Origin of the sequence: Vreelandella subterranea, assembly GCF_900111305.1 — a bacterium.
Lineage (GTDB): Bacteria > Pseudomonadota > Gammaproteobacteria > Pseudomonadales > Halomonadaceae > Vreelandella > Vreelandella subterranea.
Genome location: NZ_FOGS01000004.1, coordinates 46,057 through 70,117, shown reverse-complemented (window position 1 = coordinate 70,117; position 24,061 = coordinate 46,057). Strand labels below are relative to the sequence as shown.

Sequence of the window (24,061 nt, the reverse complement as noted above, 5' to 3'; positions counted from 1 at the left end):
AATGCGGGCAGAATAGCCCCCGCCTTGCCGGGCCAAACACGAATATAAAAACGCCTATGATAGGCGTGTTAATACACATTAGGTTAGGCTGTCGTCGTAATACCTTTATCGATTGACAACGGAGTGCCCATGGACTGGAACCCTGCTTATAGCTGGTTGGTACTCGCCCTGCTACTGAGCTTGGCGGAGCTAACCTCTGGCGCGATGTTGCTGCTTGCCCTGGGGGTGGCCGCGGCGTTCACGGCAGCGGTCACAGCACTTGGTCTGACACTTCCCTGGCAGTTGATCAGCATGGGGATATTTTCCGGTGTGCTGGTGCCCCTGGGGGTGATGGTCATTCGCCCGCATTTCTCACCCAAGGGCGTACACTACGGCACCACTGGCACCGGTGTGGAAAAAGGCAAGCACTACACCACGTTAAAACGCGACTTCGATAACGCTACCGGCATCAAGGTCAACGGGGATTTCTATCGCCTACGCGTTATCAAAAGTGACCAGACCGAATTACCCCCGGATACTCCGGTGGTATTTAAACGCTTCGAGGGCACAACGGCCCTTGTACAGCTCCACACGTCAGCCAGTTCAGCATCTTCGGCTGATACGAATCAACACAAGGAAACTTAAAATGGATTTACCCATTAGCCCAGGCCTACTGATAAGCCTGATCATTGTCGTGATCGGCATACTGATCATTTCGAAAGGCCTGGTGATCGTTCGCCAATCCGAGGTGATGGTCATCGAGCGACTCGGTTCGTTTCATCGCGTGCTCGAAAGCGGCATCAACATTATTGTGCCGTTTATCGAGCAGCCGCGCGCCATTACCATGCTGCGCTACCGCAAGATGGGCGAGGACTACACGGCCATTACCACCGATGAGACCCGTATCGACCGCCGCGAAACGGTGATGGATTTCCCCGGCCAGCCGGTGGTGACCACCGATAATGTCACCGTGCGCATCAATGGCGCGCTCTACTATCAGATTATCGACCCGAAACGTGCGGTCTATGAAGTCGAGAACATGAGTCAGGCCGTGGAAGTACTGGCCAAGACCACGCTGCGTTCGGTGGTCGGCAAGATGGAGCTGGATAAGCTGTTCGAGTCCCGCGCAGAGGTCAACAACGAGATTCAGGCGGCCATGGAAGAGCCTGCCTCCAAGTGGGGCGTCAAAATCTCCCGCGTTGAAGTGCAGGATATCGCCATGCCGGATGAAGTCGAGTCCGCCATGCGTCTACAGATGGCCGCCGAGCGTAAGCGTCGTGCCACCGTTACCGAGGCAGAAGGCGAAAAATCCGCCGCCATCGCCATGGCGCAGGGCCAGCGTGAATCCTCAATCCTGAATGCCGAGGGCGATAAAGAATCTGCGATTTTGCGTGCCCAGGGCGAGCAGGAATCGATCAAGCTGGTGCTCAGCGCGATTGGCGATAGCGAAGAGAACAAGCGCACCGTGGTGGGCTATCTGCTGGGCCAGAGCTATATCAAGGGGCTGCCCAACATGGCTAAAGACGGCGAACGGGTTTTCGTGCCCTACGAGTCCTCTGCCCTGCTTGGCTCCATGGGGATGTTCCGCGAAATGGCGGGGTCGCCGGAAGACACCGTGGCCAGCCACCTTAAAAACCGTAACGGCACTCGCGAAAGCGGCTTCCAGAGCGGTGTCGTTGGCGGGGCTGCCAGCGGCCAGTAGGTATTAGAAAAGGAGGCGCCTGATGATGGTCCTTGCGCCCCCGAAGCAACGCGTTCCGACCGGGCTGGCGACAGTCCGGTTTTTTTATGGCCTTTTCATGGGGCCGGGACAAAAAAATCGTTGAAGAAACAGCACCACCTTGGCTCGCTTTTTAGTTAAGATTGGGACCAATGTACTAACGCTACTGTACCTCGCTGCATCAGCCTCTCGCCGTATCTTGTTGATGCCTTTCATCAGCGGAATGATCGCTATAATACGAGGACGTTCGCCATGCTGCGCCGTGGGTTCGCCATACGACATCGCATTCTGCTGATCGTCTCATTTATTGTGTTGGCGATACTCTCTGATGGCCTCAAAGCGGAAGCCCTGCCCCAGCCGCTAATGGACTGGGAGTACCGTTGGGGCGACTCCCCCCTGAATGCGAACGGCGAGCCCGAGTGGTTAGATGATGAATCCGCCGACTGGCAATCAACAGCCTCCCCTTCCAACCCACCAGGCCGTGAAGGGCATCAGCACCTTTGGTTACGCACAACCTTGCCTGAGGGCGATTGGAATGACCCCGTCCTTTATATCACCAGTATCAATTTAATCGGCCAGGCCTACCTCGGCGATGAGCTGATTTATCAGTACGGCGAATTTGACGACCAGGGGCGAGGCGATTTTGCTGGCTGGCCCTGGCATATGATCGACCTGCCTGAAGGGGCGGCTGGCCAGGTACTCACTTTCCGGCTCTATTCCTACTACACCAGCATTGGGCTTTGGGGCGAAGTGCAGATAATGGAGCGTATCGATGTACTCAAACACGTCATCCATGAGTCCGCCCAGGATCTTGGCGTCAGTGCGCTCGTATTGGTGCTGGGCATTCTGGCCACCCTTTTCGCCCTTATCGGGCCTGAACGGCGTGGCTTCCTGGCCATCGCGCTGTTTGCCTACGCCTCCGGGCTGATGCTGCTCGCCGAGGCACCCGCCCGCCAATTGATCGCCGATGGCCCCCTGGCCTGGGATATGCTCAGAGCAGGCAGCTACTATACCCTTCCGATCGCGCTGGGGATGTTGCTCAGCCATTGGCTTGAAGGCACCGCCAAGCGCTGGATCAAGCGACTCTGGGCCTTACACCTGGCCTACCTGGTGATGGCCATGGGCCTGGTGCAGTTAGGCTTTATCAGCCTATCGATAACCTTCCCTGTGTTTGATGTCTTGCTCGCCGTGACCATGCCGTTCATGCTGCTGCTCGCGCTATTTCGCTTCCGCAGGCTCAATCTCGAACAGCGCTTGCTGGTGCTAAGCTTCACCTTTTTTGCTCCCCTGCTGCTCGCCGACATGGTTGTCGCCCATGGCTTCGTGGCCTGGCGAACGGTGCCATTAAGCTATGGCAGCTTAGCTTTTTCTCTGGCAATTGCGACTATATTTCTATGGCACTACCGACGCACCCAGCAGCAACTGGCAACGGCCAACGAAACCCTTGAACAGCAAGTTACCGAACGCACAGCAGAACTTGGCCAGCTTGTTCAGGAACTGGAGGGGCTTTCGTTTGAAGACCCTCTCACCGGCCTTCACAACCGACGCCATTTCAATACGGTATTCGACCATGAGTGCCGCCGCGCTCAACAGCATGGCAGCCAGCTTTCTCTGCTCATGTTGGACCTGGACCATTTCAAAGACATCAACGATCACTTTGGCCACGATGCAGGCGATGCGGTGCTGGTTAAAATGGCCGCGTTACTCAGCCAGCATTTTATGGAATTAGGGGTGGTCTGCCGAATCGGAGGCGAAGAGTTTGTTGCCCTGCTCCCGGAAGCCTCGGCCGATACGGCCGAGTCCAGTGCCAATGCGCTGTTAGACGCCGTCGCACAATGCGCCTGTGCTCACCAAGGCGTCCCGCTCAGGCCAATCACGCTGTCTTGCGGCATTGCCACCTACCCCGATCATGCTCCAAACCCGCATAAGCTTCTTCGACTCGCTGACGAAGCGCTTTATCACGCCAAACGCAGCGGCCGTAACCGCTGCGTTGTATGGTCTGCGTCATTCGAGGAACATGGCTTTATACTTGGCCGACGGCAACCACATTAACCTGTGTTCCGTTCATCCAAGCAGCGCCTGAGGCTTAGGGGGAATCGGTCGCCAGAAAATGATCAATGAACACACCATAGTCCTGTTCGACGCAATCCGCGTAAGCCACCGCGAGGGTCGATAGCACCTCCACAAACTGTTCTTCACGCCCTTTAAGTCGCTGGCAGATCGCCATGGCAAAAGGTCTATGATCCCCGCTATTCAGCGCTTTTGCCCCCCGCAGGTGTTCCCGGGCGAGAATCTGCCCCCACTGGCGTGCGAGCTTGCGATACGGCTTTCCGCTGGAAAGTTTATGGGTAGGGAAGTCCTTCTTGAAAGGAGAGCGCTCGCGGACCGAAAACACCTTGTCATTCATGGTTAACCAGCCAAGGTAGGCATCCGGGTGTTCCGCAATGGCATGAAACGCCGCCGCATGGCGAATACCTTCATTGGGAAATAGCTTGCGCCACGCCTGCTGTTGGGCCTTGCTCATGAAGTGATAGGCTTCCGGGGTTACCTGCTCTTTGACATCCAGAATGATGTCGTCGTGCTCGTGGTCGACCCCGCCTTCAATCAGTACATAGTAGCGCTCTACCCCGAGCGAACCGGTACCTGCGTCCAGCCGACGCGCGGTGTCTTTGACGCGGAAATGGCGGGGGTCGCTCTCTTTTGCAGCGTCTTGAAGGGTTTGCTGGTATTCCTGCTCTATCAGTCGACGCAGTTGACTGGCCATATCAGCGGGCAAGTTAGCGAGCTTACCGGGGCGCTCCGCAAACTGCCGACCTCGCTGGTCGTCAAGCGTGGTCCATTTTTCCAACATGCGCGCACGGCTCTGCTTATCCGCCACCTTGCTCATGAAAGGCTTCAACTGACCTTTGGCACTATCCAGCGTGACTGCCTCGATGGGCACATCGTCGGTATAATCCGCCAGCGTGTAATAGTAACCCTCTAGTAGCTTGCCAAGGGCTTTATCAATGGCTTTGGGGCTAAGCTCGGCATTTTCACGACCATCCAATACCACGCTGATGGCCAGCCTCCACAGGTCGTATTGATAATCGCCGATTAGCGCATCGTCAAAGTCGTCCATGCCGTAGCGCACCTGGTCATCATGATGACCGTAAGCACCAAAATTGTAGACATGGGCGTCACCCTGCAACCAGGTTTGGGTATTGGGCCACCCCCCAAACAGCGAAAAGCGCCAGTCGTACCATACGTCTTGCCAGTACATATGATTGGTACCGCGGAAGAAACGATATGTCGATGCCGCCATCTTGGCATATTTGGCCTGGCGGGTCGCCGCGTCCAAGGGCGCGTTGGCTTGCTGGATGGCTTCAATCACTTGCTGGGGGCGGTTGTGTCCCGTTAGTGCATGACTCATTGCGATGCCTTTGTGGGTGCATAAATGCTGTCTTGTCTAAGCGTAGGCGACAAACGTTAAGAGATTAAGTCACAGGAGCCACAATACGCCTTTAAAGCCCCAACTGTCGTGACATCACCGTGACGGTTTCGCCCCGGTACTCAAGGCTTTCTACATCTTGCCACCCCAAACGCCGATAAAGCGCCTGCTGGTCGGGGGTGTAGAGATAGAAGTGCTCAAAGCCGTTCTCAACGGCTTCTGCTTTTACCCGGCGCACCAATGCAGAGGCAATGCCCTGCCCGCGCCACTCGGGCACGACAAAGACAGAGGCCAGCCAGGGGGTAAGTTCACGGCGTATGCTCATGTCATCGGCAATCAGGCTGGCGGTTCCCACCGGGGTTTCGCCCTGCATCGCCACAAAGATTGAAGGCACACCGCCCTGCCCACACTCGGCTTTCAATCGTTTAATAGCCTGTTCCAGCGTTAAGCCTGGATGCAAATGCCCCCAGGATTCATATGTCCAGCCCGCGACTATTTCAGCATTAGGATTGTCGGCTCTTAGCCGCTTGAGGGTGATATCACTTTGCATAAATGACGCTCTTATTCAGCATGAGCGAATACATTAGCGACAAATAAGGTATAGCGCTATAGCGCGTCAAACCAGGGACCGGCAAGCGGCTGCCCCCATTTATCACCATGAACGAGTTCACTTAATGGCAAGCGGGAGCGCCAGCCTTTGGCTTCAAGCTCTGGCTGATCTAAAAACTCGCTCACGTAGCCAAGGCAGAGATACGCCAGCGGGTAAACATGCTCAGGCAGGTTTAACGCCGTGCTCAGCTGTTCCTGGTCAAGAATGCTCACCCAGCCAACACCGATACCTTCTACCCTCGCAGCCAACCAGAGGTTTTGCACCGCCAGACAAGTGCTAAAGAGGTCGGTTTCCACAATGCTATTGCGTCCCAGCACATGGGGCCCGCCACGGCTACGGTCGCAGGTAATGCAAAGATTCAACGGGCTTTCCATAATCCCTTGCAGCTTGAGGCTGCGATAATGCTCTTTTCGCTCGCCTTCAAAGCGCTCGGCGGCCTTCTGGTTCTCCTGCTCGAACATCGCCAGCACCGTTTCCCTGACGTCGCGACTTTCAATCACGATGAAATCCCAGGGCTGCATGAATCCCACGGAAGGCGCATGATGCGCGGCCTCCAACAGTCGTGTTAGTACTTCAGGGGGAATCGGGTCGGGCAGAAACTGCGAGCGCACATCGCGCCGCTCATATATGGCGCGGTAGAGGCCACGCCGCTCAGCATCGGAAAAAGGAGGGTTCGAGGTAGACATTTGGATGGTGGCGCCTTTTCCTGGTCGGTTTTATCGTTAAAGGATACTCCGCTCCATATAGTGAGTCCCGCCCTCGGTTTTACGCACGCGAAATCCCATTCGCTCGTATAAAGCACTTGCGGGGTTGATACAAAATACACGTAACCGAAGTAAGTGAATGCCTGCTTGTTTAGCAATTGCCTCCGTGTAGCGGATTGCCGCTGTACCTACGCCTTGACGCTGCCACTGCTGATCAATTTGTAGTTCGCGAATATAGTAAGCATTTTCATCGTGATTTATGCATAGCAGCCCCACTCGTGAAGCATTTATGACTAACTCGTAGCTTTCGAACTCATCCCACTGTTTATCAAACAGGGCTGTATCCCAGTGCATATCCAACTGCTTATAGTAGGCCGACATGTTCTGACGAATGATGCTTTCCGCGAACGCCTTGTCGTCAGTTCGACGAATGATGGCTTCCATATGCGTATCTCTAGGCTTTAGTTACCTGAGATATCTTGGACTTATAGTATGCAAAACGCCAAGGCATTGCCTTGGCGTTTTGGTTGCTAGCTTAGCTTAAGCCCCTACCCCAACTGAAACGGATAAACAGACCCGATCTTTAACAGCTGGGTGAGTTCATCCAGTGCTGTCAGCGACTCTTCTGCGAGCTGCGGGTCTTTGAGGTCGTCCACAGCAAGGCGGTCGCGGTAGTGGCGGTTCACCCAAGCGGTCAGCTCATCATAGAGCGCATCGGTGAGCAGCACGCGGCCGGTTAGCGCTGCTCGCTCTGCCTCGGAAAGAACCACGCGCAGTCGCAGGCAGGCGGGGCCGCCGCCGTTGCGCATGCTCTGCTTGACGTCTTTGACGATCACGTCGCTGATGGGGTTATTGCCCGCTAGCAGCGAATCCTGAATGGTGCGCCAGACCGCTTCGCGCTCCTGGCATTCGCCGGGCACCACCAGGGTCATGGTGCCGTCCGGGTTGGAAAGCAGCTGCGAGTTGAACAGATAAGACGCCACGGCGTCTTCCATACTCACTGCTTCCTGAGGCACTCGCACAGGAATGAGTGGTGTGGCCATTTTGGCGCGCAGCTCATCGAGCGTGCCCTCTTCATCCAGAAAGGCCATTTCGTGGTAAAGCAGCACGGGGCCGTTACCCACGGCGATGACGTCGTTGTGGAAAACACCCGCGTCGATGGCATCCGGGTGCTGTTGGGCAAACACCGTTTGTGCGTCCGTCAGCCCATGCTGGCGCGCCACCGCCTGGCTGGCTTCCAGGGTCTGCCTTGCAGGATAGCGTTTTGGCTCTTTTTCACCGCCAAACGCCTGGCGGCCATACACGAACAGGTGAACGCCCGGCTCGCCGTGCTCACCGCATAGACGGGTATGGTTGGCCGCGCCTTCGTCGGCAAAGGTGGGGGTGGCGGGCAGCACCGGGTGGTGGGCAAAGTGCTGTTCGTTGCGGAAAATCGCCCTTAGAACGCGCCCCGTGGTTTGCGGTTCCAGGTAGCGGTGAAAGCTGGACTGAAGATTGGCCGGGGTGAAATGCACCCGGCTATCCTGCGCGTCCAGGCTTGGCGTAATCGTACCCGCGTTAGCCGTCCACATACTGGACGCCGAGCAGACCGCTCGCAGCAGTTGAGGCGCCTCTTTGGCGGCGCGGGCCAGCACGTCGCTATTGCTGCCGCTAAAGCCCAGATCGCGTAGCGCACTGATATCCGGCCGTTGCTGGGGTGGCAGAACGCCCTGGGCATAGCCCGCGTCCATCAGCGACTTCATCTTTAAAAGCCCCTGCAAGGCGCCCTCTTTGGGGCTGGACACCAGGCCGCCGTGACTCATGGAGGCCACGTTACCCACCGCCAGGCCCGAGTAGTTATGGGTCGGGCCGACCAGGCCGTCGAAATTGACTTCCCTGACGCTGCTGATATCGAGGGTACTCACAGGTTGACTCCTGGCGGCAGCGTATCGGGCATTTCCAGGCTGTCGGCTTCCATGGAGGCCACCGGGTAGGCACAGTAATCCGCCGCATAGTAGGCGCTGGGACGGTGGTTACCGCTGTCACCCACGCCGCCGAAAGGCGCATCGCCGGACGCGCCGGTGGTCTGGCGGTTCCAGTTGACGATCCCGGCGCGGATGCGCAGCAGGAAGTCGTCCCAGTCGGCCTGCTCGCCGCCAATAAGCCCGGCCGAGAGACCGTAACGGGTGTTGTTGGCAAGCCGTAGCGCTTCATCCCAGTCGCTATAACGATGGATTTTCAGCAGCGGGCCGAAGTGCTCCTCGTCGGGCACGTCCAAGCCGGTCACATCGATCAGCGCGGGGCTGAGCAGGCTGGTATTGTCCTGTAGACGCTGCATACGATTGATCACCGTGCCGCCCATGGACTCCAGCTCATCCTGGGCCTTGAGCAGGCCATCTGCCGCCGCCACGCTGACCAACCCGCCGAAGAACGGCGCGGGCTCTTCCTCGAACTGGCCCGCCACGTGCAGCTTGCCGATCGCGTCAGACAGCGCGTCGATCAGCCTGTCACCGATTTCCCCCTTTGGCACCATCAAGCGCCGCGCACAGGTGCAGCGCTGGCCACCGGATAGAAACGCCGACTGCAAAATGCTCAGCACCGCGGCGCGCTCATCTTCCACATCTTTCACCACCAGCGGGTTGTTACCACCCAGCTCAAGCGCGAGGATTTTATCCAGTTGACCGGCAAACTGCTGGTGGAGCATGCCGCCCACCTTGGCACTGCCGGTAAACAGCAGTCCATCGATATCGGGGCTGCCCGCCAGCGCCTGGCCGACCGGCACGCCACCCTGCACCAGATTGATGACGCCGGCGGGCAGACCGGCTTCCAGCCAGCACTGCAGGGTCAAATCCGCGGTCAGCGGTGTCTGGTCGCTGGGCTTGAAGACCACACAGTTTCCCGCCAACAGCGCGGGTACCATGTGGCCGTTGGGCAGGTGGCCAGGGAAATTGTAGGGGCCGAAAACCGCCATCACGCCGTGGGGGCGGTGGCGCAACACGGCTTTGGCGCTGCCGACGTCCTTTTCCCTTTCGCCGGTGCGCTCATGGTAGGCCTTGAGGGAAAGCGCCACTTTACCGATCATTGCGCCCACTTCGGTGCGCGCTTCCCAGAGCGGCTTGCCGGTCTCGGAGGCAATGGCGACGGCCAAGGCTTCGCGGCGGGCGGTCAGCACCTCGACAAAGCGCTCGACCAGCGCCTGGCGTTCGGCAAACGGCGTACGCGCCCAGTCGGGGAAGGCGCTCCGTGCGGCGCTGACGGCCGAGGCGACCTGTTCACCGGAGGCTTCTGCCCCCTGCCAAAGCAGCGACCCGGCCACCGGGTCGACCTTGGTCAAGATGGCTGCTTCGCCAGCTACCCAGGCGCCATTGATCAGTTGCTGCTGTTGGGCGTGCATAAAAAACTCTCCTGTAAACGTCGCCTAGGTCTCGAGTAGCCGTAGGGTATCGCCGGTGGCAACGCCTAGGCGCTGCGCTTCTTGTTCGCCAAGCACGATGGTGTTGTCGTCGCTGGGTGCACGGCCTATCCAGCTGGCGGTAAAGCTGAGCATGTCGGTGGTCGCGGCAAGCCAGCGGCTGACGCTCTCTTGCGGCGCGCTATTGGCCACTTCCACCTGGCAGAGCCGCGAGTTGCGGATGGCGCGCACATCGTCAATGTAGGCTTCCACCGTGGGGCCACCGTCGAAAATATCGATATAACCTTCCCAACGCAGCCCCTCTTTTCTGAGCATTTCCATGGCCGGACGGGTATGCCGATGCACCTGGCCGATGCAGGCCCGCGCCTCTTCCGACATAAAGGTGGTATAGATCGGAAACTTGGGCATCAGCTCGCCGATAAAGCTCTTCTGCCCCAGGCCGGTCAGGCGGTCGGCCTCGTTGAAATCCATGGGAAAAAAGTGCTTGCCCAGGCTTTCCCAGAAGGGGCTGGTGTTGTGCTCATCAAAAACGCCGCGCATTTCCGCCAGCACTTTATCGGGGAAACGGTCGCGGAACTGGGCGATAAACAGCCAGCGCGCCTTGGAGAGCAGTGCACCGTTGCGCAGATGCTTGTTGGCTTCGCCGCGGTATTCCGGGCGCAGAAACAGCGAGCACACCTCGGCATCGCCGGTATGGTCGGAGCTTAAAAACAGCGTGTCGATGGTGCGGTGCAAGTCCAGCTGTATGGAGGAATGCGCCAGCGTGCCCAGCCGGTAATTGTAGAACGGCACTTCGCGACCGACCTGGCCCTCAATCGCGCAGCAGCCAGCGAGCTCGCCGTTGTCTTCGTCTTCCAGAACGAAGAAATACAGCCGGTCATCCACCGGGGTGCGCTCTTCAAAGGCGCGGGCGGCCGCTTCAATCTTGCCAGCCAGGAACTCGCGGTTATCCGGCAACGAGGTAAAGCCCACACCGGCCTGCTGCGCAAGCGCCTGGAGACCATCCAGATCATCCCGGGCAATGGGTCGAATGCGCATTACATTTCTCCTTCATCGAGCGCATCTACCGCGCTGGGCAGGGTTAACGGCGCGGCGAGCACCGCGCGGCCCTCTTCCACGCCCAGGCGTTCGGCGTGCTCGGGGGACAGCATCAACTGACCGGTGGGCGACAGCGCATAGCGCGCCACAATGCAGCGAAAGCCCCCCAGCTTCTGGTTGGCAATCATCGCCGGTTCCGCATCGGGCAAGGCGTGCTCGGGGCGAACCCGGACCGGGTGCCACGCTGCCGAGCGGAAGGTTTCCAGCCGCTCGCGTTCGGTTTTGACAATCGGCCCGGCGTCGAAAATATCCACATGCCGCGAGCGCACAAAGCCTTCCGCCAGCATTTCTTCCAGGGCCTCTTCGTGGGCCGGGTGTTCACGGCCAATCGCCGCCCGCGCCTGGGGCGTTAACAGCGGTAAATAGAGAGGAAACTGGGGCATGACTTCGGCAATAAAGCTTTTCGAGCGCACCCCGGCAATATGATTCATCTCCTGAAAGCTGCGGGCAAAAAAGTGCCGCCCCACGCTCTCCCAGAACGGCGACTCGCTGCACGTATCCAGATAGCCAGGGAATGCCACCGCCAGAATGCGCGAAAAGCGCTCAGGGTACTGGGCGATAAACATCAGCCGTGCACGGCGTAGCAAGCTTTCGGCACTGGTGCCCTTGTAGCGCGGATTGAGCGAAAAGGCACACAGCAGGGTGGCATCCGAGACTTCATGGGAAAGCGCCAGGGTTTGCACTTCCCGACGCACGTTGAGCTGCTGGGAGGCGTGAATCAGCGTTTCCTGGCGATAGGTGTAATAGGCCTCATTAGCGCCTGCCTGAGCGCGAATGGTCGCCGTTCCCAGCACCTCGCCACTGGCGTCGTCCGCCAGCACGAACGTATAGTGCTCGTTGCCGGGGAACTCCACCTCGCCGCTGAAGGCGGCCTCGGAGCGCACAATGCGCTCTTCAAGACGCTCGCGGTTGGCGGGTAGATTAGTAAGCTTGGGCACGGCGTGCTCGGCTAGCTGTTCCAGCGCCGACAGGTCGGCCATTTTCACCGGTCGAATTACCAGCATCCTCAACGCTCCCTCAGCATTTGAGACGGTTGTTGCTGCGGCTTCACTCATGCGGCGGCAACTAACCGTTCAATCGCACGTTCCAGGCGGGCCATGCCTTCGGCAATGTCCGCTTCCGGAATGACCAGGGAAGGCGCCATGCGCAGCACATTGGGCCCGGCAATCAACGCCATCAATCCCTCTTCAATCGCCAGCGGGAGGATATCTTTGGCACGCCCTTCATAGGCATCGGACATTTGGGCGCCCATCAGCAGGCCCATGCCGCGAATCTCTTTAAACACGCCGTGCTTGCGATTGATGGTTTCAAGGTGCTCGCGAAACAGGTCATGACGCTTTTTGACGCCTTCAAGCACCTCGGGGGTATCGATAAACTCGACCGCCGCCAGGGCAACAGCCGATGCCAGCGCGTTGCCGCCGTAGGTGGAACCGTGGGTACCAATGACCAATGATTTTGCCACCGCATCCGTCGCCAGCATTGCCCCCACAGGGAAACCACCGCCCAGCGATTTGGCGCTAGTGAGGATATCCGGCGTAATGCCGTAATTCTTGTAGGCGTAGAGTTCGCCGCTACGGCCAACACCGGTCTGCACTTCGTCAAAAATCAGCAGCGCATTGTGCTCGTCGCACAGATCGCGCAGCCCCTGGAGGAAGTCCTGCTTGCCAGGCACGATACCGCCCTCGCCCTGCATCGGTTCGACCATGATCGCGCAGGTGTCATCGCCGACCAGCTTGCGCACGCTTTCCAGGTCATTGTAGTCGGCATGCAGGATACCACCGGGCACCGGGCCAAAGCCCTGTGAATACTTGGGCTGCCCCCCCACGCTCACGGTGAAAAAAGTGCGGCCATGGAACGACTGATAAAACGAGATGATTTTATCTTTATGTTCACCGTGGTGATCCACTGCCCAGCGGCGAGCCAGCTTCAATGCAGCCTCATTGGCTTCACCGCCGGAGGAGCACAGGAAGACCTTATCGGCGAAGGTGCGATCGACCAGCGCCTTGGCCAGGTTCAGCGCTGGCTCGTTGGTAAACACATTGGAAAGGTGCCACAGCTTTTCACCCTGGTCCTTTAGCGCCTCGACCAGTACCGGATGGCAGTGCCCCAGGGAGTTGACCGCGATGCCCCCGGCAAAATCGATATATTCGCGCCCCTGCTGGTCCCACAAGCGGCTCCCCTCACCTCGCACCGGGATGACCTGCTGCGGGGCGTAATTGGGTGCCATATAGTGATCGAAATCCTGACGGCTTGGGGTGTGGCTCATGGGACGCTACCTCCAGTGGGGTAAAGGAATGAAAACAGTATAAGGGGACGAATAGGGTAACTGCTTTCAGCAATGGGACGGCAAATTATGAAAAGCAGCATTTATCTGCCCCCTTTTGTAACACTCTATTATCCATCCTTTATCCCCCTTTGTTCACCTCACGCTATCTCTGACGTATTTAGGCCTGATGCCCTTTGGTATCTGTCAGCGACGCACTTTCCTCAAACATTGAATAAGGCACGGGATCCAGGTGTCGATCATCAAGGGCTAAATCCGTGAGCCTGCATACTCAAGCCCCCACCTGCACTTCAACGCTGTTCGCGGTAGGCTTGAGGAAATCCCCCGAGGAGCACGCCGCATGCTCGACGTAACCCATCTGCGTGGTAGCCGCCATGCCATTGGCGTGGCCCATGGCCAGCGCCATGCCGCACAGATTCAGCGCAGCATTGAGGTCTATGACCGGCTGTTTCAAGACTTTGTAGGCCTCGACTGGGCCGCCGCCCGGCAGGTGGCGCAGCGCTTTATACCGGCTATCGAACGCGGTTTTCCGGCGATCCTGGATGAGCTCGAGGGCATTGCCGAGGGCGCCGACCTGCAGCGCGACGACATTCTCACCCTCAACTGCCGCAGCGAGATCTCGCTAACCCAAGCCAGCGGCGGCTGTTCCGCCTTCTCGCTCTACCAGCAGGGTCGCCAATGGCTGGCCCAGAACTGGGACTGGCGCCTCGACCAGCTCGATAACGTGGTGGTACTGCGCATAGAGGGCGACGACGCCCCGCCGCTGGTCAGCGTCGGCGAGGCCGGGATGCTGGCCAAGATCGGCCTCAACGCCCACGGCCTCGGCGTGTGTCTCAACGCCATCCGCTCGCAGACCTGCGGCGACGGCCTGCCGATCCACGTCGCCCTGCGCAAGCTGCTCGAGAGCGACGGTTTCGCCAGCGCCCAACGCATCGTCGCGGAAGACCGCGTCGCCTCACCGGCACACTTTCTGGTCGCCAGCGCTGCAGGCCAGGCCGCCGGTTTCGAGGTCCAGCCCGGGCCGCCAGGGGTACTCGAGGCCCGCGACGGGCGCGTGACCCACACCAACCACCTCTACGCCGCGGCCGCCTGTGTCGCCGACTTCCCCAAGCCCGACTCCCACGTGCGCCTGCGCCGCCTCGATGAGCTGCTCGCCCCACCGCCCAAGGCCAGCGTCAGCGCGCTGTTCGACGTACTGAGCGACCACCACAATGCGCCCATGTCGATCTGCAAGCACACTGACATCGAGCTGCCCGAGGCCGAGCGCATGGAGACCCTTTTCGCGGTGGTGATGAACCTCGACGAGCGCACCCTGCACCTGCGCCACGGCTACCCCTGCAATGCCCGGCAGACGCTGAGCATCGCGCTCGACTAGCGGCGCGAGAACAGAGGCAGCTGTATCAGGATGTTGGGCGGGATACACTGGCCCAGGATCAAAAGCTTCAGCAGCAACAGGGAGAAGCGCCATGAAATATATCTTCGAAGTGCATATCCGCGACGGCTACCGCGCCGAGGACTACGCCGATGCCTGGGTCCGCGCCAGCCAGCTCATCCAGCAGGCGCCAGGGGCACGCGGCACCGAGCTGCATCGCAAGATCGGCGATCCCAACACCCTGATCGCCATTGCCCACTGGGACAGCAAGGCCAGCCGCGACGCCATGGAAGCCCAGCCCAACCCGGAGATAAAGGAAATCATCCGCCGTGCGGCCCCCTGCTGCGAGATCCGCCTGATTGGCGAATTCGAGGAGCCGGAGTGGGTGGTGATGCCGCCGAATGCCGAGTCATAAACGGGCGGGCTAGCGATCACATTTGGCATGAATGAGCCTGGTATGGAAGAACGCTGCCCTTGAAGAGCGCCATAAGAGCCCCATATTCCTTAGCAAGCTATAAAGTTATTCGTTGTGTAGTGAGGTACTGATACTCAGGACGAGAGGAGCACTCCATGCAGATTGATCTCAACGGCAAGCACGCCATTATCACCGGCTCGACCGCAGGTATCGGCTTTGCGATTGCCCAGGGCCTGGCCAATGCAGGTGCCGAGGTGGTTATCACCGGGCGCACCCAGGCACGCATTGACGAGGCCATCGCGGCCATCAAGAAAGACGTTCCCAACGCCAAAGCGACGGGCGTGGCCGCCGACCTGGGCACCGCCGACGGCTGCCAGACGCTGATCAAGCAACAGCCCAGCACCGATATCTTGATCAACAACGTCGGCATCTTCGGCCCACAGGACTTTTTTGAGGTCGACGACGCCACCTGGCAGCAGTTCTTCGACGTTAACATCATGAGCGCAGTGCGCCTTTCGCGCCACTACGCTCAAGGCATGCGTGAGCGCAACTGGGGCCGCATCCAGTTCCTGTCCAGTGAATCGGGCATCAACATCCCCAGCGAAATGGTCCATTACGGCATGACCAAATCGGCGCTGCTGTCGGTCTCGCGGGGGCTGGCCAAGGTATTGAGCGGCACCCAGGTGACCGTCAATGCCATCCTCCCCGGGCCGACCCGCTCAGAAGGGGTGCTCAACATGCTTGGCGAGATCGCCCAGAAAGAAGGCATCTCCCAGCAGGATGTGGAAGCACGTTTCGTGCAGGAAAACCGCCCCTCATCGATCATCCAGCGCCTGGCAACCCCCGAGGAAGTCGCCAGCATGAGCGTCTATGCGGCCTCGCCCCAGGCCAGCGCCACCACCGGCGCCGCCCTACGCGTGGAAGGCGGCATTGTCGATACGCTAACCTAACCGCTCTTCCCTCGGCGTCATGCCGAAGTGGTGGCGGTAGGCGGTAGAAAAATGCGCCCCGGAAGAAAAGCCAGTGGCAAAGGCAATATCGCCTACCGCCAGGTCGCTTTCCCGTAGCTGCTTGCGGGCTTCCTGAAGACGCAGGTCCAGGTAGTAGCGGCTGGGCACCGCCTGCAGATACTTCTTGAACAGCCGCTCCAACTGGCGCCGGGATATTCCCAGATGCTCGGCAAGCTCCAGGGTAGAGAGCGGCTCCTCGATATTGGCTTCCATCAGCGTCACGGCATCCACCAGGCTTTGCGGTGCATGGCCCAAGCGGCTGCGCAGTGGCACATGCTGGCGCTCGTCCGCCAGTCGAATCCGGTCGCAAACGAACTGCTCCGAGACCTGCTCGGCCAGGCGAGCGCCGTGGTGCTGACCGATAAGCGTCAGCATCATGTCCATCGCCGCCGTGCCGCCTGCGCAGGAAAGCCGGTCGCGGTCAATCTCAAACAGCTGCTGGGAAAGCGTGACTTGCGGATAGGCCTGGGAAAAGGCGTCGAACCGCTGCCAGGGCAGCGTGGCGCGGTAACCTTCCAGCAGCCCGCAGCGCGCCAGCACCTCGGTGCCACCCGCCAGTCCCCCCAGCATCACGCCGCGCCCCACGTATCCCCGCAGCCATTCATTGAGCTTGGCGGGCAGCGCATAGGGCAGCGGCGTCGGGGCGCAGACCAGCAATAGATCAAGCGGCCCAGGCGTGCCTGCCAGCGTATGCTGCGCCAGCACGGAAAGCTGCGCGCCACTGCGAACGGCTTCGTCGTCCATACTCAGCGTGACGGTGTGATAAAGCATCTGCCCGCTGAGCTGGTTGGCCATTTGCAAAGGTTCCAGCGCGCCAGCATGTGCCAGCATCGAAAACCCCGGCAGCAGCACAAACGCTACCCGCCGTCGCGACGCGGCATTGGGGGAGTTGACCGGGTTATGCTGCATGGAAAACCGCCGTGACGAAAACAAACCGACATCTTAACCAATTGCCTGGGTAAAGGCAGTGGCCGCGTCGCGGTGAACAAAACATGACGTATAAATGCAAAAACGCCGAGCTCCCAGGCCCGACGTTTTCATAACGCTAATACCGCCATTTAGCGGCAACTGGTTTAGAGGTTGACCACATCAAAGTCGACCATCGGGTCAACATCGGCGTCGTAATCAACATCGTCGCGCCCGAAGCCAAACAGCTTCAGGAAGTCGTGTTTATAGCTTGCGTAGTCGGTGATCTCGAACAGGTTATCGGTAGTGACTTCCGACCACAGATCCTGGCAGGCCTTCTGGATATCGTCGCGCAACTCCCAGTCATCCAGGCGCAGACGGCCCACTTCGTCAGTGGCCATCTCACCGCCCTGCGGGGCGTAGAGGCGCTCGCCGAACAAGCGGTTAAGCTGATCGATCGTACCCTCGTGGACGCCCTGCTCTTTCATGATGCGATACACCATGGCGATATACAGCGGCATCACCGGGATCGCCGCGCTGGCCTGGGTGACCACCGACTTGAGTACCGCCACGTTAGCGCCACCACCGGTCTCTTTCAGCTTGGCATCGATCGCCGCTGCGGCACGGTCCAGGTCCTCCTTGGCCTTGCCCAGCGCACCGTGCCAGTAGATCGGCCAGGTGATTTCCGTGCCGATATAGCTGAACGCCACGCTGCGCGCGCCCTTGGCCAGCACACCGGCCTGGTCCAGCGCATCCATCCACAGTTCCCAATCTTCGCCGCCCATCACGGTGATGGTATCGTCGATTTCCTGCTGGGTGGCGGGCTCCACCTCGGCTTCGATGATGGCGTCCTTGTTGGTGTCGATCGCGGTCGCCCGGTAGGTTTCGCCAATCGGCTTAAGGCTCGAGCGCTTGAGCTCGCCGCTATCCGGCAGCTTGCGCACCGGCGATGCCAGCGAGTAGACCACCAAGTCGACTTCGCCCATGTCCTGCTTGATGAGTTCAATGGCTTTCTGGCGCGCTTCGTGGGAGAACGCATCGCCGTTGATCGACTTGCTGTAAAGGCCTTCCTGCTTGGCGAACTTGTCAAACGCCGCACTGTTATACCAGCCTGCGGTGCCGGGCTTATTCTCGGTCGCCGGTTTTTCAAAGAACACCCCCAGGGTATCCGCTCCGTAGCCGAACGCCGCGGTAATGCGCGCCGCCAGGCCGTACCCACTGGAAGCCCCGATCACCAGCACCTTTTTGGGCCCGGCGCTTTTATCCAGGTTGCGGGCGCGAGTGGCCTCGATCTGCTCGCGAACGTTCTGCTCGCAGCCGACCGGGTGGGTGGTCGTGCAAATAAAGCCGCGTACTTTGGGTTTGATAATCAAGGGGAACCTCGCTTTCAAAATAATTAGCTCATCAGTGGCACTATTCTAGCGGTCTAGAGCGGCGCTGTCCGCTATTGAGCTTATGGACCTTTCACGTCAGGATATTGTTTTATCACAGACCGCCCGTGAGGCTTTGTTAATGAACGCACAGCAGCTAGTCGATGAACGTGGCGATTTATGGTTGGCACTGGCCCCGTTATGGCTGGACCGCGAGCCAAGTGAGCGCGATTACGCCCAGATGGTCGAGGTCGTTCAGCGCTTTGATATGACCTTCAAAGAGCTTGAATGGATGTTCCGCCTGGAGATGGCGCCGGTGATGGCCCGCCATCAACTGTCCATTGCCAGCGAATGGCGTGAGTTCAATAACCGCAAACTGATGCAGCAACTGGTCAGCCACAACCTGCGTTTGACAGGCTGGCGGCGCAAGAGCTGGGCACTGTTTTCAGGTCTGACGACCATGATGGTCCGCCATCGTTGGAACGAGTTGATGAACCGGGTAATGGTCGCCCGCGGCGAGACCTAAACCTCGTCGAGCGCGCGTTCCAGGCGTAGCCGTAACAAGCGGCCATGATCCCGGGGACCAAAGCGCGCAATGACCTTGCCATCACGCCCGACCAGGAATTTTGTAAAATTCCATTTGATCATTGTCGTCCCCAACACGCCGGGCGCCTCGCGCTTTAAAAACACGAACAACGGGTGGGCGTCACTGCCATTGACCCGAACTTTTTCCATGAGCGGAAACGTGACGCCATATTGCTGCTCGCCAAAGGTACAAAAGGCCTCAGCACTTTCCGGCGACTGCTTGCCAAACTGATCACAGGGAAACCCCAGTACCGTGAAACCGCGATCCCGATAGCGTTGGTAAAGCATTTCCAGCTCTTTGAGCTGCGGGGTATAGCCACAACGGCTGGCGACGTTGACGATCAGCAACACCTGCCCCTGCAACGCCCGCAGGTTAAACGGCTGCCCCATGTGGTTGTAACAATCCTGATCGTAAAATGTCATCTGCCGCCTCCCCCCTGGAACGCCTCGCCACTTACCATGCCATGTCTATGCTCGACGCACCAGTTCCCCAAGCCAGTCTCTGCCAACCTAGACCAGCGGACCGGCCACCACGCGAAGCGCCAATGCCAGCAGCAAAATCCCGGTCACCCGATTAATCCAGTGGGCGCGGCGCTGAAGCCAGGGCAGCACCCGTGAATGCGACAGGGCAACGGCCACCAGCACGTACCATCCTCCGTCAATGACCATCGCCGTGACCACGATGAGCGCTTTGGCAACCAGGCTCATATCGGGCGTGACAAACTGGCTGAGCAGCGCAACGAAGAAAAGGATCAATTTGGGGTTGCCCAGCGCCACCAACACGCCCTCCCTGGCAGCCCGGGCGCCGGACGTGACCATTGCCTGTTGCTGCATCGCCCCGGCACTACCGGCACGCAGCGCTTTAATGCCCAGCCAGGCAAGATACGCAGCCCCTACCCAGGTAATCAACTGGAAGAGGGTCGGCCACTGCACAATCAGCGCGCCCAGGCCCAGCACGGTCAGCAGGGCATAGAGCCCAACGCCACCGGCATGGCATAACGCCGCGGTCACGCCCAACAGCCTCCCCCCACCCAGGGTATGGCGCAGTACCAGCGCCAGACTGGGTCCCGGTGACATCGCGCCCATGGCGCATACCGCCGCGAGCGACAACCATAGCGAGAATGGCATATGATCCTCCTAGATCGTTTATTGTCCTTTCGACATCGGCAAATGATGACGCCTTGCAGTGTAAGCCATGTCGGGCGATGAGACGCCTGCGCTTACGCAAATAACGCTGTTAGCATGATATCCTGTTGGGTAAACTTTGGCTTTTTTGATGACACCCTGATCAGCAGGGGAATCACTAATTACAGGACGTCAACATGGGTAGGGCTTTTCAGAACCGTAAAGAATCCATGGCCAAAACGGCCGATGCAAAGACGAAGGTTTACAGTAAGTACGGTCGCGAGATCTACGTTTGCGCCAAGTCGGGCGGCACCGATCCCCATAGCAACCTGGCGCTACGCGGCCTGATGGAGCGTGCCAAGAAGGATCAGGTACCCTCTCACGTGATCGACAAGGCGCTGGATAAAGCCAGCGGGGCGGGCGGCGAAGACTTTTCAGCGGCGCGCTACGAGGGCTTCGGGCCCGGCAATGCCATGGTGATTGTCGAGTGCTTGACTGACAACCCCAACCGCACCTTCGGCGACGTTCGCGGTTGCTTTACCAAGACCAAGAGCAAAATCGGCACCCCCGGCAGCGTCAGCCATATGTTCGACCACTGCGCGATTTTCGCGTTTGCCGGTAGCGACGAGGAAGCCGTGCTGGAAGCGCTGATGGAAGCGGATGTCGACGTCACTGATATCGAGCAGGAAGACGGCCGCATCACCGTGTTTGCGCCGCATATCGACTACGCCAAGGCCAAGCAGGCGCTGCTCGACACCTTCGGCGACATCGAGTTCGAGGCCGATGAAATTCAGTTCCTGCCGCAAACCACCACACCGGTCGAAGGCGACGATGTGGCCATGTTCGAAAAACTGCTCGGCATGCTGAACGATCTGGACGACGTACAAAACGTCTACCATAGCGCTGAGCTGCCCTCAGACGACGAATAAATGCTTGATACACCAGCGCCGCCCATGATGGCGGCGCTGGTGCAAAGCAGGACCAGGCGCTAAGGCCTGACAGTCACGCTTTGGGGCTTATCCATCACTAGAAGGTCAGGCAGATTTTGCCAAAGTGTTTCCCGGCCTCTTGGTGACGGAAGGCATCGGCGATGTCGGTCAGCGGGAATTCACGGTCGATAATCGGCCGCATGCCATTGGCCTCGATGGCACGAATCATTTCAATCTGGTCGCGACGGCTGCCGACGATCAAGCCTTTCAGGGTGGCCTGCTTGGCCATCAGCTTGGCAGTGGGAATCTCGCCCTCACGGCCGGTCAATATGCCGATCAGTGCAATATGACCGCCGATCTTGACCGCATCGATCGACTGCGGAAGCGTGCCAGAGCCACCCACTTCCACCACATGATCAACGCCCTCGCCTTCGGTCAGCGCCTTGACGGCCTTGCCCCACTCGGGCGTCTCTTTGTAGTTGATGGTGTGCTCCGCGCCCAATTCGCGCAGGCGGGCAAGCTTCTCGTTGGAGGACGACGTGGCGATGACCCGTGCGCCCATCATCTTGGCAAATTGCAGCGCAAAGATGGACACGCCGCCGGTGCCCAGTACCAGCACCGTATCGCCAGCTTTCAGTCCGCCATCGACGACCAATGCGCGCCAGGCTGTAACCCCGGCGGTGGTCAGGGTGGCGGATTCAGCGTGACTGTATTCAGCCGGCTGGTAGGTGAACGAGGTGGCAGGCGCGATCACCTGCTCACGCGCATAGCCATCGATGCCATCGCCGGGGGTGGTACGGAAGTCGCCAACCCGCGCCGGGCCCTCCAGCCAGCCGGGGAAGAACGTCGACACCACCGGGTCGCCCACGGAAAACTCGCTCACGCCTTCACCGACGGCGTCGACAACGCCTGCACCATCCGACATGGGAATACGCCCCTCCTCGGTGGGGATCATTCCGGCTACCACGGCGTAGTCGTGAAAGTTCAGCGAACTGGCGTGCAAGCGCACACGAATTTCGCCTTTCCCCGGCTCGCCGGGCGCGGCTTGATCCACTACCGTTAGCTTGTCGAGACCGCCGGGCTGATTGAGTTGAATCGCTTGCATGAACACCTCTTTGGACAGAATGGTCGGTACATTAATCATTGGGGCTAACAGCATCGACATCAAGGCCGATGAACCCACCCGATTGCCGACGCCATAGACGCGCATAAATGCCATTCTTTTCCAGTAGCTGGGCATGGGTGCCGCTTTCGACAATCCGGCCTTCATCGACCACGATAAGCCGGTCGAGCATCGCAATGGTGGACAGCCGGTGGGCAATCGCAATCACCGTTTTACCTTCCATCAGGGTATCGAGCTGCTCCTGGATGGCGGCTTCCACCTCGGAGTCCAGCGCCGAGGTGGCCTCATCGAGTACCAGGATCGGGGCATTCTTGAGCAACACCCGGGCAATCGCGATGCGCTGCCGCTGGCCGCCGGACAGCTTGACGCCGCGCTCGCCCACATGGGCGTCCAGCCCACGCCGCCCTTTCGGGTCGACCAGATCATTGATAAAGGTATCCGCATGGGCGCGACATACCGCCTCCCAGACGTCGTCATCATTGGCGTGGGGACTGCCGTAGCGGATGTTATCGCGCAGCGAACGGTGCAGTAGCGAGGTGTCCTGGGTCACCATACCGATCTGGTGGCGCAGCGAAGTCTGCGTAACCCCGGCGATGTCTTGCCCATCGATAACAATGCGCCCGCCCTGAAGGTCGTAAAAACGCAGCAGCAGATTGGCAAGTGTCGACTTACCCGCCCCGGAGCGGCCGATCAGGCCGATTTTCTCACCCGGCGCGATAGTCAGACTCAAGCCGTCGAACACGGTTCTGTCCTCGCCTTTGGCTTGTTCATAGCCGAAGCGCAGCCCCTCGAAAGCAATCGCCCCATGGGGAACGCTTAGCGCCCGGGCATTGGGTGTATCACGAACGGTAGGCTCTTGGGCGATCGTGTTCATGCCGTCCTGTACTGTACCGATGTTTTCAAACAGCCCAGCGACCTCCCATAAAATCCAGTCCGACATGAAACGAATCCGCATGACCAGTGCGATGGCAATGGCAAGCACGCCCAATGAGATCGCGTCCAGGTACCAGGCACTGATTGCCATCCCCGCGGTGCCCACCAGAAGGGCCGTATTCAGCAGTGTCAGGCACACGCTCATGATGGTGACCAGGCGCATTTGACGGTGCACGGTGCCCATGAAACCTTCCATGGCATCCTTGGCGTAGCCCTGTTCCCGCTGGGTGTCGGCGAACAGCTTGATGGTCTGAATATTGCTGTAGCTGTCCACTACGCGACCGGTCATCTGGGCGCGGGCATCCGCCTGAGCCATGGAAACATCCCGCAGACGCGGTACGAAAAACCACATGATCGCCAGATAGCCAGCAAGCCAGAGCCCCAGCGGCAGCAGCAGCCAAGGATCAGCACGGCCCAGCAAAATCGCCGCGCCGGTGAAATACACGATGGCATAGACCAGCAGATCCATTACCTTGGTGACGGTTTCGCGAATCGCCAGCGCCGTCTGCATGACTTTCTGCGACACGCGCCCGGCAAACTCGTCCTGATAAAACGCCAGGCTCTGGCTGAGCATATGCCGATGCGATAGCCAGCGGCCGATCATCGGGTAGTTGCCGAAGATACTCTGGTGCGTCACCAATGACTGCGCCAAGACCAACAGCGGCAGGCCAATCAGCACCAGAACCCCTACCCCCGAAAGCCACAGGCCATGTTCGGCCCAGAAGTTCTCCCGCTCCACCTTGCCGAGCCAATCCACCAGCTCGCCCATGTAGCTGAAGAACACCACCTCGGCGGCGGAAACCAGGGCAGTCAACAGCGACATGAGCAGCAACAGCGGCCAAACCGGGCGGGAAAAATGCCAGATGAACGCCGCCAGCCCCTTGGGTGGTGTCGTCACTTTACCTTCAGGATAAGGGTCAACGCGCGTTTCAAAGTAACGAAACAATGGCGCGAGCATACGCGAGAGCATGAAGAGTCCTTCCTCCGTTTGATGATGGGCAGGAAGGCCGGAAGCACAGCAGCCAACCGTCCCACCACTTACCGGTCAGGCGAGTAACCAGCAGCGCTGTTGCGGCGGTG

23 protein-coding genes are annotated in these 24,061 nt (G+C 59.3%); 8 read left to right on the top strand and 15 right to left on the bottom strand.

The window, feature by feature from the left end:
• Positions 1–129 precede the first annotated feature (129 nt).
• The 3 genes from BMX75_RS07315 to BMX75_RS07305 all read left to right on the top strand — a co-directional run bounded on the left by BMX75_RS07315 (position 130) and on the right by BMX75_RS07305 (position 3,751).
• Positions 130–624, top strand: coding sequence for an NfeD family protein (locus BMX75_RS07315; RefSeq protein WP_092826654.1), 495 nt, complete (start codon positions 130–132; stop codon positions 622–624).
• A 1-nt stretch (position 625) separates the two neighbouring features.
• The gene (locus BMX75_RS07310; protein ID WP_092826652.1) at positions 626–1,681 is read left to right on the top strand and encodes an SPFH domain-containing protein; all 1,056 of its coding nucleotides are present in this window, start codon (positions 626–628) and stop codon (positions 1,679–1,681) included.
• A gap of 270 nt (positions 1,682–1,951) precedes the next feature.
• The gene (locus BMX75_RS07305; protein WP_092826650.1) at positions 1,952–3,751 is read left to right on the top strand and encodes a GGDEF domain-containing protein; all 1,800 of its coding nucleotides are present in this window, start codon (positions 1,952–1,954) and stop codon (positions 3,749–3,751) included.
• Between the two features lie 34 nt (positions 3,752–3,785).
• Here the strand turns inward: BMX75_RS07305 and BMX75_RS07300 are convergent, their stop codons facing one another.
• From BMX75_RS07300 to BMX75_RS07260, 9 genes are all read right to left on the bottom strand, one after another.
• Positions 3,786–5,108: a DUF2252 domain-containing protein gene (locus tag BMX75_RS07300; protein ID WP_092826648.1), complete on the bottom strand. Its 1,323-nt coding sequence runs from the start codon at positions 5,106–5,108 to the stop codon at positions 3,786–3,788.
• A 91-nt stretch (positions 5,109–5,199) separates the two neighbouring features.
• Positions 5,200–5,676 (bottom strand): GNAT family N-acetyltransferase, encoded by a 477-nt coding sequence (locus BMX75_RS07295; RefSeq protein WP_092826646.1) that lies wholly within the window; start codon positions 5,674–5,676, stop codon positions 5,200–5,202.
• A gap of 56 nt (positions 5,677–5,732) precedes the next feature.
• Entirely contained in the window at positions 5,733–6,422 is a 690-nt protein-coding gene (gene bluB / locus BMX75_RS07290; protein WP_092826645.1) for a 5,6-dimethylbenzimidazole synthase, read from the bottom strand.
• Between the two features lie 36 nt (positions 6,423–6,458).
• Entirely contained in the window at positions 6,459–6,884 is a 426-nt protein-coding gene (locus tag BMX75_RS07285) for a GNAT family N-acetyltransferase (RefSeq protein ID WP_092826643.1), read from the bottom strand.
• Positions 6,885–6,988: 104 nt separating this feature from the next.
• Positions 6,989–8,344 carry an N-succinylarginine dihydrolase gene (astB, locus tag BMX75_RS07280; RefSeq protein WP_092826642.1) on the bottom strand — a complete coding sequence of 452 codons (1,356 nt, stop codon included), beginning with the start codon at positions 8,342–8,344 and terminating at the stop codon, positions 6,989–6,991.
• Positions 8,341–9,813 carry a succinylglutamate-semialdehyde dehydrogenase gene (gene astD / locus BMX75_RS07275; protein WP_092826641.1) on the bottom strand — a complete coding sequence of 491 codons (1,473 nt, stop codon included), beginning with the start codon at positions 9,811–9,813 and terminating at the stop codon, positions 8,341–8,343. The genes astB and astD overlap by 4 nt, the downstream gene beginning before the upstream one ends.
• Positions 9,814–9,837: 24 nt before the next feature.
• Positions 9,838–10,869 carry an arginine N-succinyltransferase gene (astA, locus tag BMX75_RS07270; RefSeq protein ID WP_092826639.1) on the bottom strand — a complete coding sequence of 344 codons (1,032 nt, stop codon included), beginning with the start codon at positions 10,867–10,869 and terminating at the stop codon, positions 9,838–9,840.
• Positions 10,869–11,933: an arginine N-succinyltransferase gene (locus BMX75_RS07265; protein ID WP_092826637.1), complete on the bottom strand. Its 1,065-nt coding sequence runs from the start codon at positions 11,931–11,933 to the stop codon at positions 10,869–10,871. Before BMX75_RS07265 ends, astA begins: the two co-directional genes overlap by 1 nt.
• A 47-nt stretch (positions 11,934–11,980) precedes the next feature.
• Entirely contained in the window at positions 11,981–13,195 is a 1,215-nt protein-coding gene (locus tag BMX75_RS07260) for an aspartate aminotransferase family protein (RefSeq protein ID WP_066321535.1), read from the bottom strand.
• Between the two features lie 358 nt (positions 13,196–13,553).
• On the opposite strand from BMX75_RS07260, the gene BMX75_RS07255 reads away from it, so the two are divergent.
• The 3 genes from BMX75_RS07255 (at position 13,554) to BMX75_RS07245 (ending at position 15,950) form a co-directional block, all read left to right on the top strand.
• Positions 13,554–14,588 (top strand): C45 family autoproteolytic acyltransferase/hydrolase, encoded by a 1,035-nt coding sequence (locus BMX75_RS07255; protein ID WP_092826635.1) that lies wholly within the window; start codon positions 13,554–13,556, stop codon positions 14,586–14,588.
• A 91-nt stretch (positions 14,589–14,679) separates the two neighbouring features.
• Positions 14,680–15,000: an antibiotic biosynthesis monooxygenase family protein gene (locus BMX75_RS07250; protein WP_066321531.1), complete on the top strand. Its 321-nt coding sequence runs from the start codon at positions 14,680–14,682 to the stop codon at positions 14,998–15,000.
• Between the two features lie 155 nt (positions 15,001–15,155).
• Entirely contained in the window at positions 15,156–15,950 is a 795-nt protein-coding gene (locus BMX75_RS07245; protein WP_092826633.1) for an SDR family NAD(P)-dependent oxidoreductase, read from the top strand.
• On the opposite strand, the gene BMX75_RS07240 is transcribed toward BMX75_RS07245, so the two are convergent.
• Both BMX75_RS07240 and fabV read right to left on the bottom strand, forming a co-directional pair.
• Positions 15,942–16,919, bottom strand: a complete 978-nt coding sequence (locus BMX75_RS07240; protein ID WP_175474711.1) for a GlxA family transcriptional regulator — start codon at positions 16,917–16,919, stop codon at positions 15,942–15,944. The genes BMX75_RS07245 and BMX75_RS07240 overlap by 9 nt on opposite strands.
• A gap of 164 nt (positions 16,920–17,083) precedes the next feature.
• Positions 17,084–18,289 (bottom strand): enoyl-ACP reductase FabV, encoded by a 1,206-nt coding sequence (fabV, locus tag BMX75_RS07235; protein WP_092826631.1) that lies wholly within the window; start codon positions 18,287–18,289, stop codon positions 17,084–17,086.
• Positions 18,290–18,428: 139 nt separating this feature from the next.
• Between fabV and BMX75_RS07230 the strand changes: the two genes are divergently transcribed.
• A complete protein-coding gene (locus BMX75_RS07230) occupies positions 18,429–18,812 on the top strand; it encodes a DUF7079 family protein (protein ID WP_092827034.1) in 384 nt (127 codons plus the stop codon).
• Here BMX75_RS07230 and BMX75_RS07225 read toward each other — a convergent pair.
• Both BMX75_RS07225 and BMX75_RS07220 read right to left on the bottom strand, forming a co-directional pair.
• On the bottom strand, positions 18,809–19,294 hold the full coding sequence (locus BMX75_RS07225) for a glutathione peroxidase (protein ID WP_092826629.1): 486 nt from the start codon (positions 19,292–19,294) through the stop codon (positions 18,809–18,811). The two genes, BMX75_RS07230 and BMX75_RS07225, sit on opposite strands and share 4 nt — an antisense overlap.
• Positions 19,295–19,381: 87 nt before the next feature.
• Positions 19,382–19,999, bottom strand: coding sequence for a LysE family translocator (locus BMX75_RS07220; protein ID WP_092826627.1), 618 nt, complete (start codon positions 19,997–19,999; stop codon positions 19,382–19,384).
• Positions 20,000–20,193: 194 nt separating this feature from the next.
• Here BMX75_RS07220 and BMX75_RS07215 point away from each other — a divergent pair, with 194 nt between their 5' ends.
• Positions 20,194–20,925, top strand: a complete 732-nt coding sequence (locus tag BMX75_RS07215) for a YebC/PmpR family DNA-binding transcriptional regulator (protein WP_092826625.1) — start codon at positions 20,194–20,196, stop codon at positions 20,923–20,925.
• Between the two features lie 97 nt (positions 20,926–21,022).
• Here BMX75_RS07215 and BMX75_RS07210 read toward each other — a convergent pair whose 3' ends face one another.
• A complete protein-coding gene (locus tag BMX75_RS07210) occupies positions 21,023–22,030 on the bottom strand; it encodes a zinc-dependent alcohol dehydrogenase family protein (RefSeq protein ID WP_092827032.1) in 1,008 nt (335 codons plus the stop codon).
• 31 nt (positions 22,031–22,061) lie between these two features.
• Positions 22,062–23,951: an ABC transporter ATP-binding protein gene (locus BMX75_RS07205; protein WP_092826623.1), complete on the bottom strand. Its 1,890-nt coding sequence runs from the start codon at positions 23,949–23,951 to the stop codon at positions 22,062–22,064.
• Positions 23,952–24,061 lie beyond the last annotated feature (110 nt).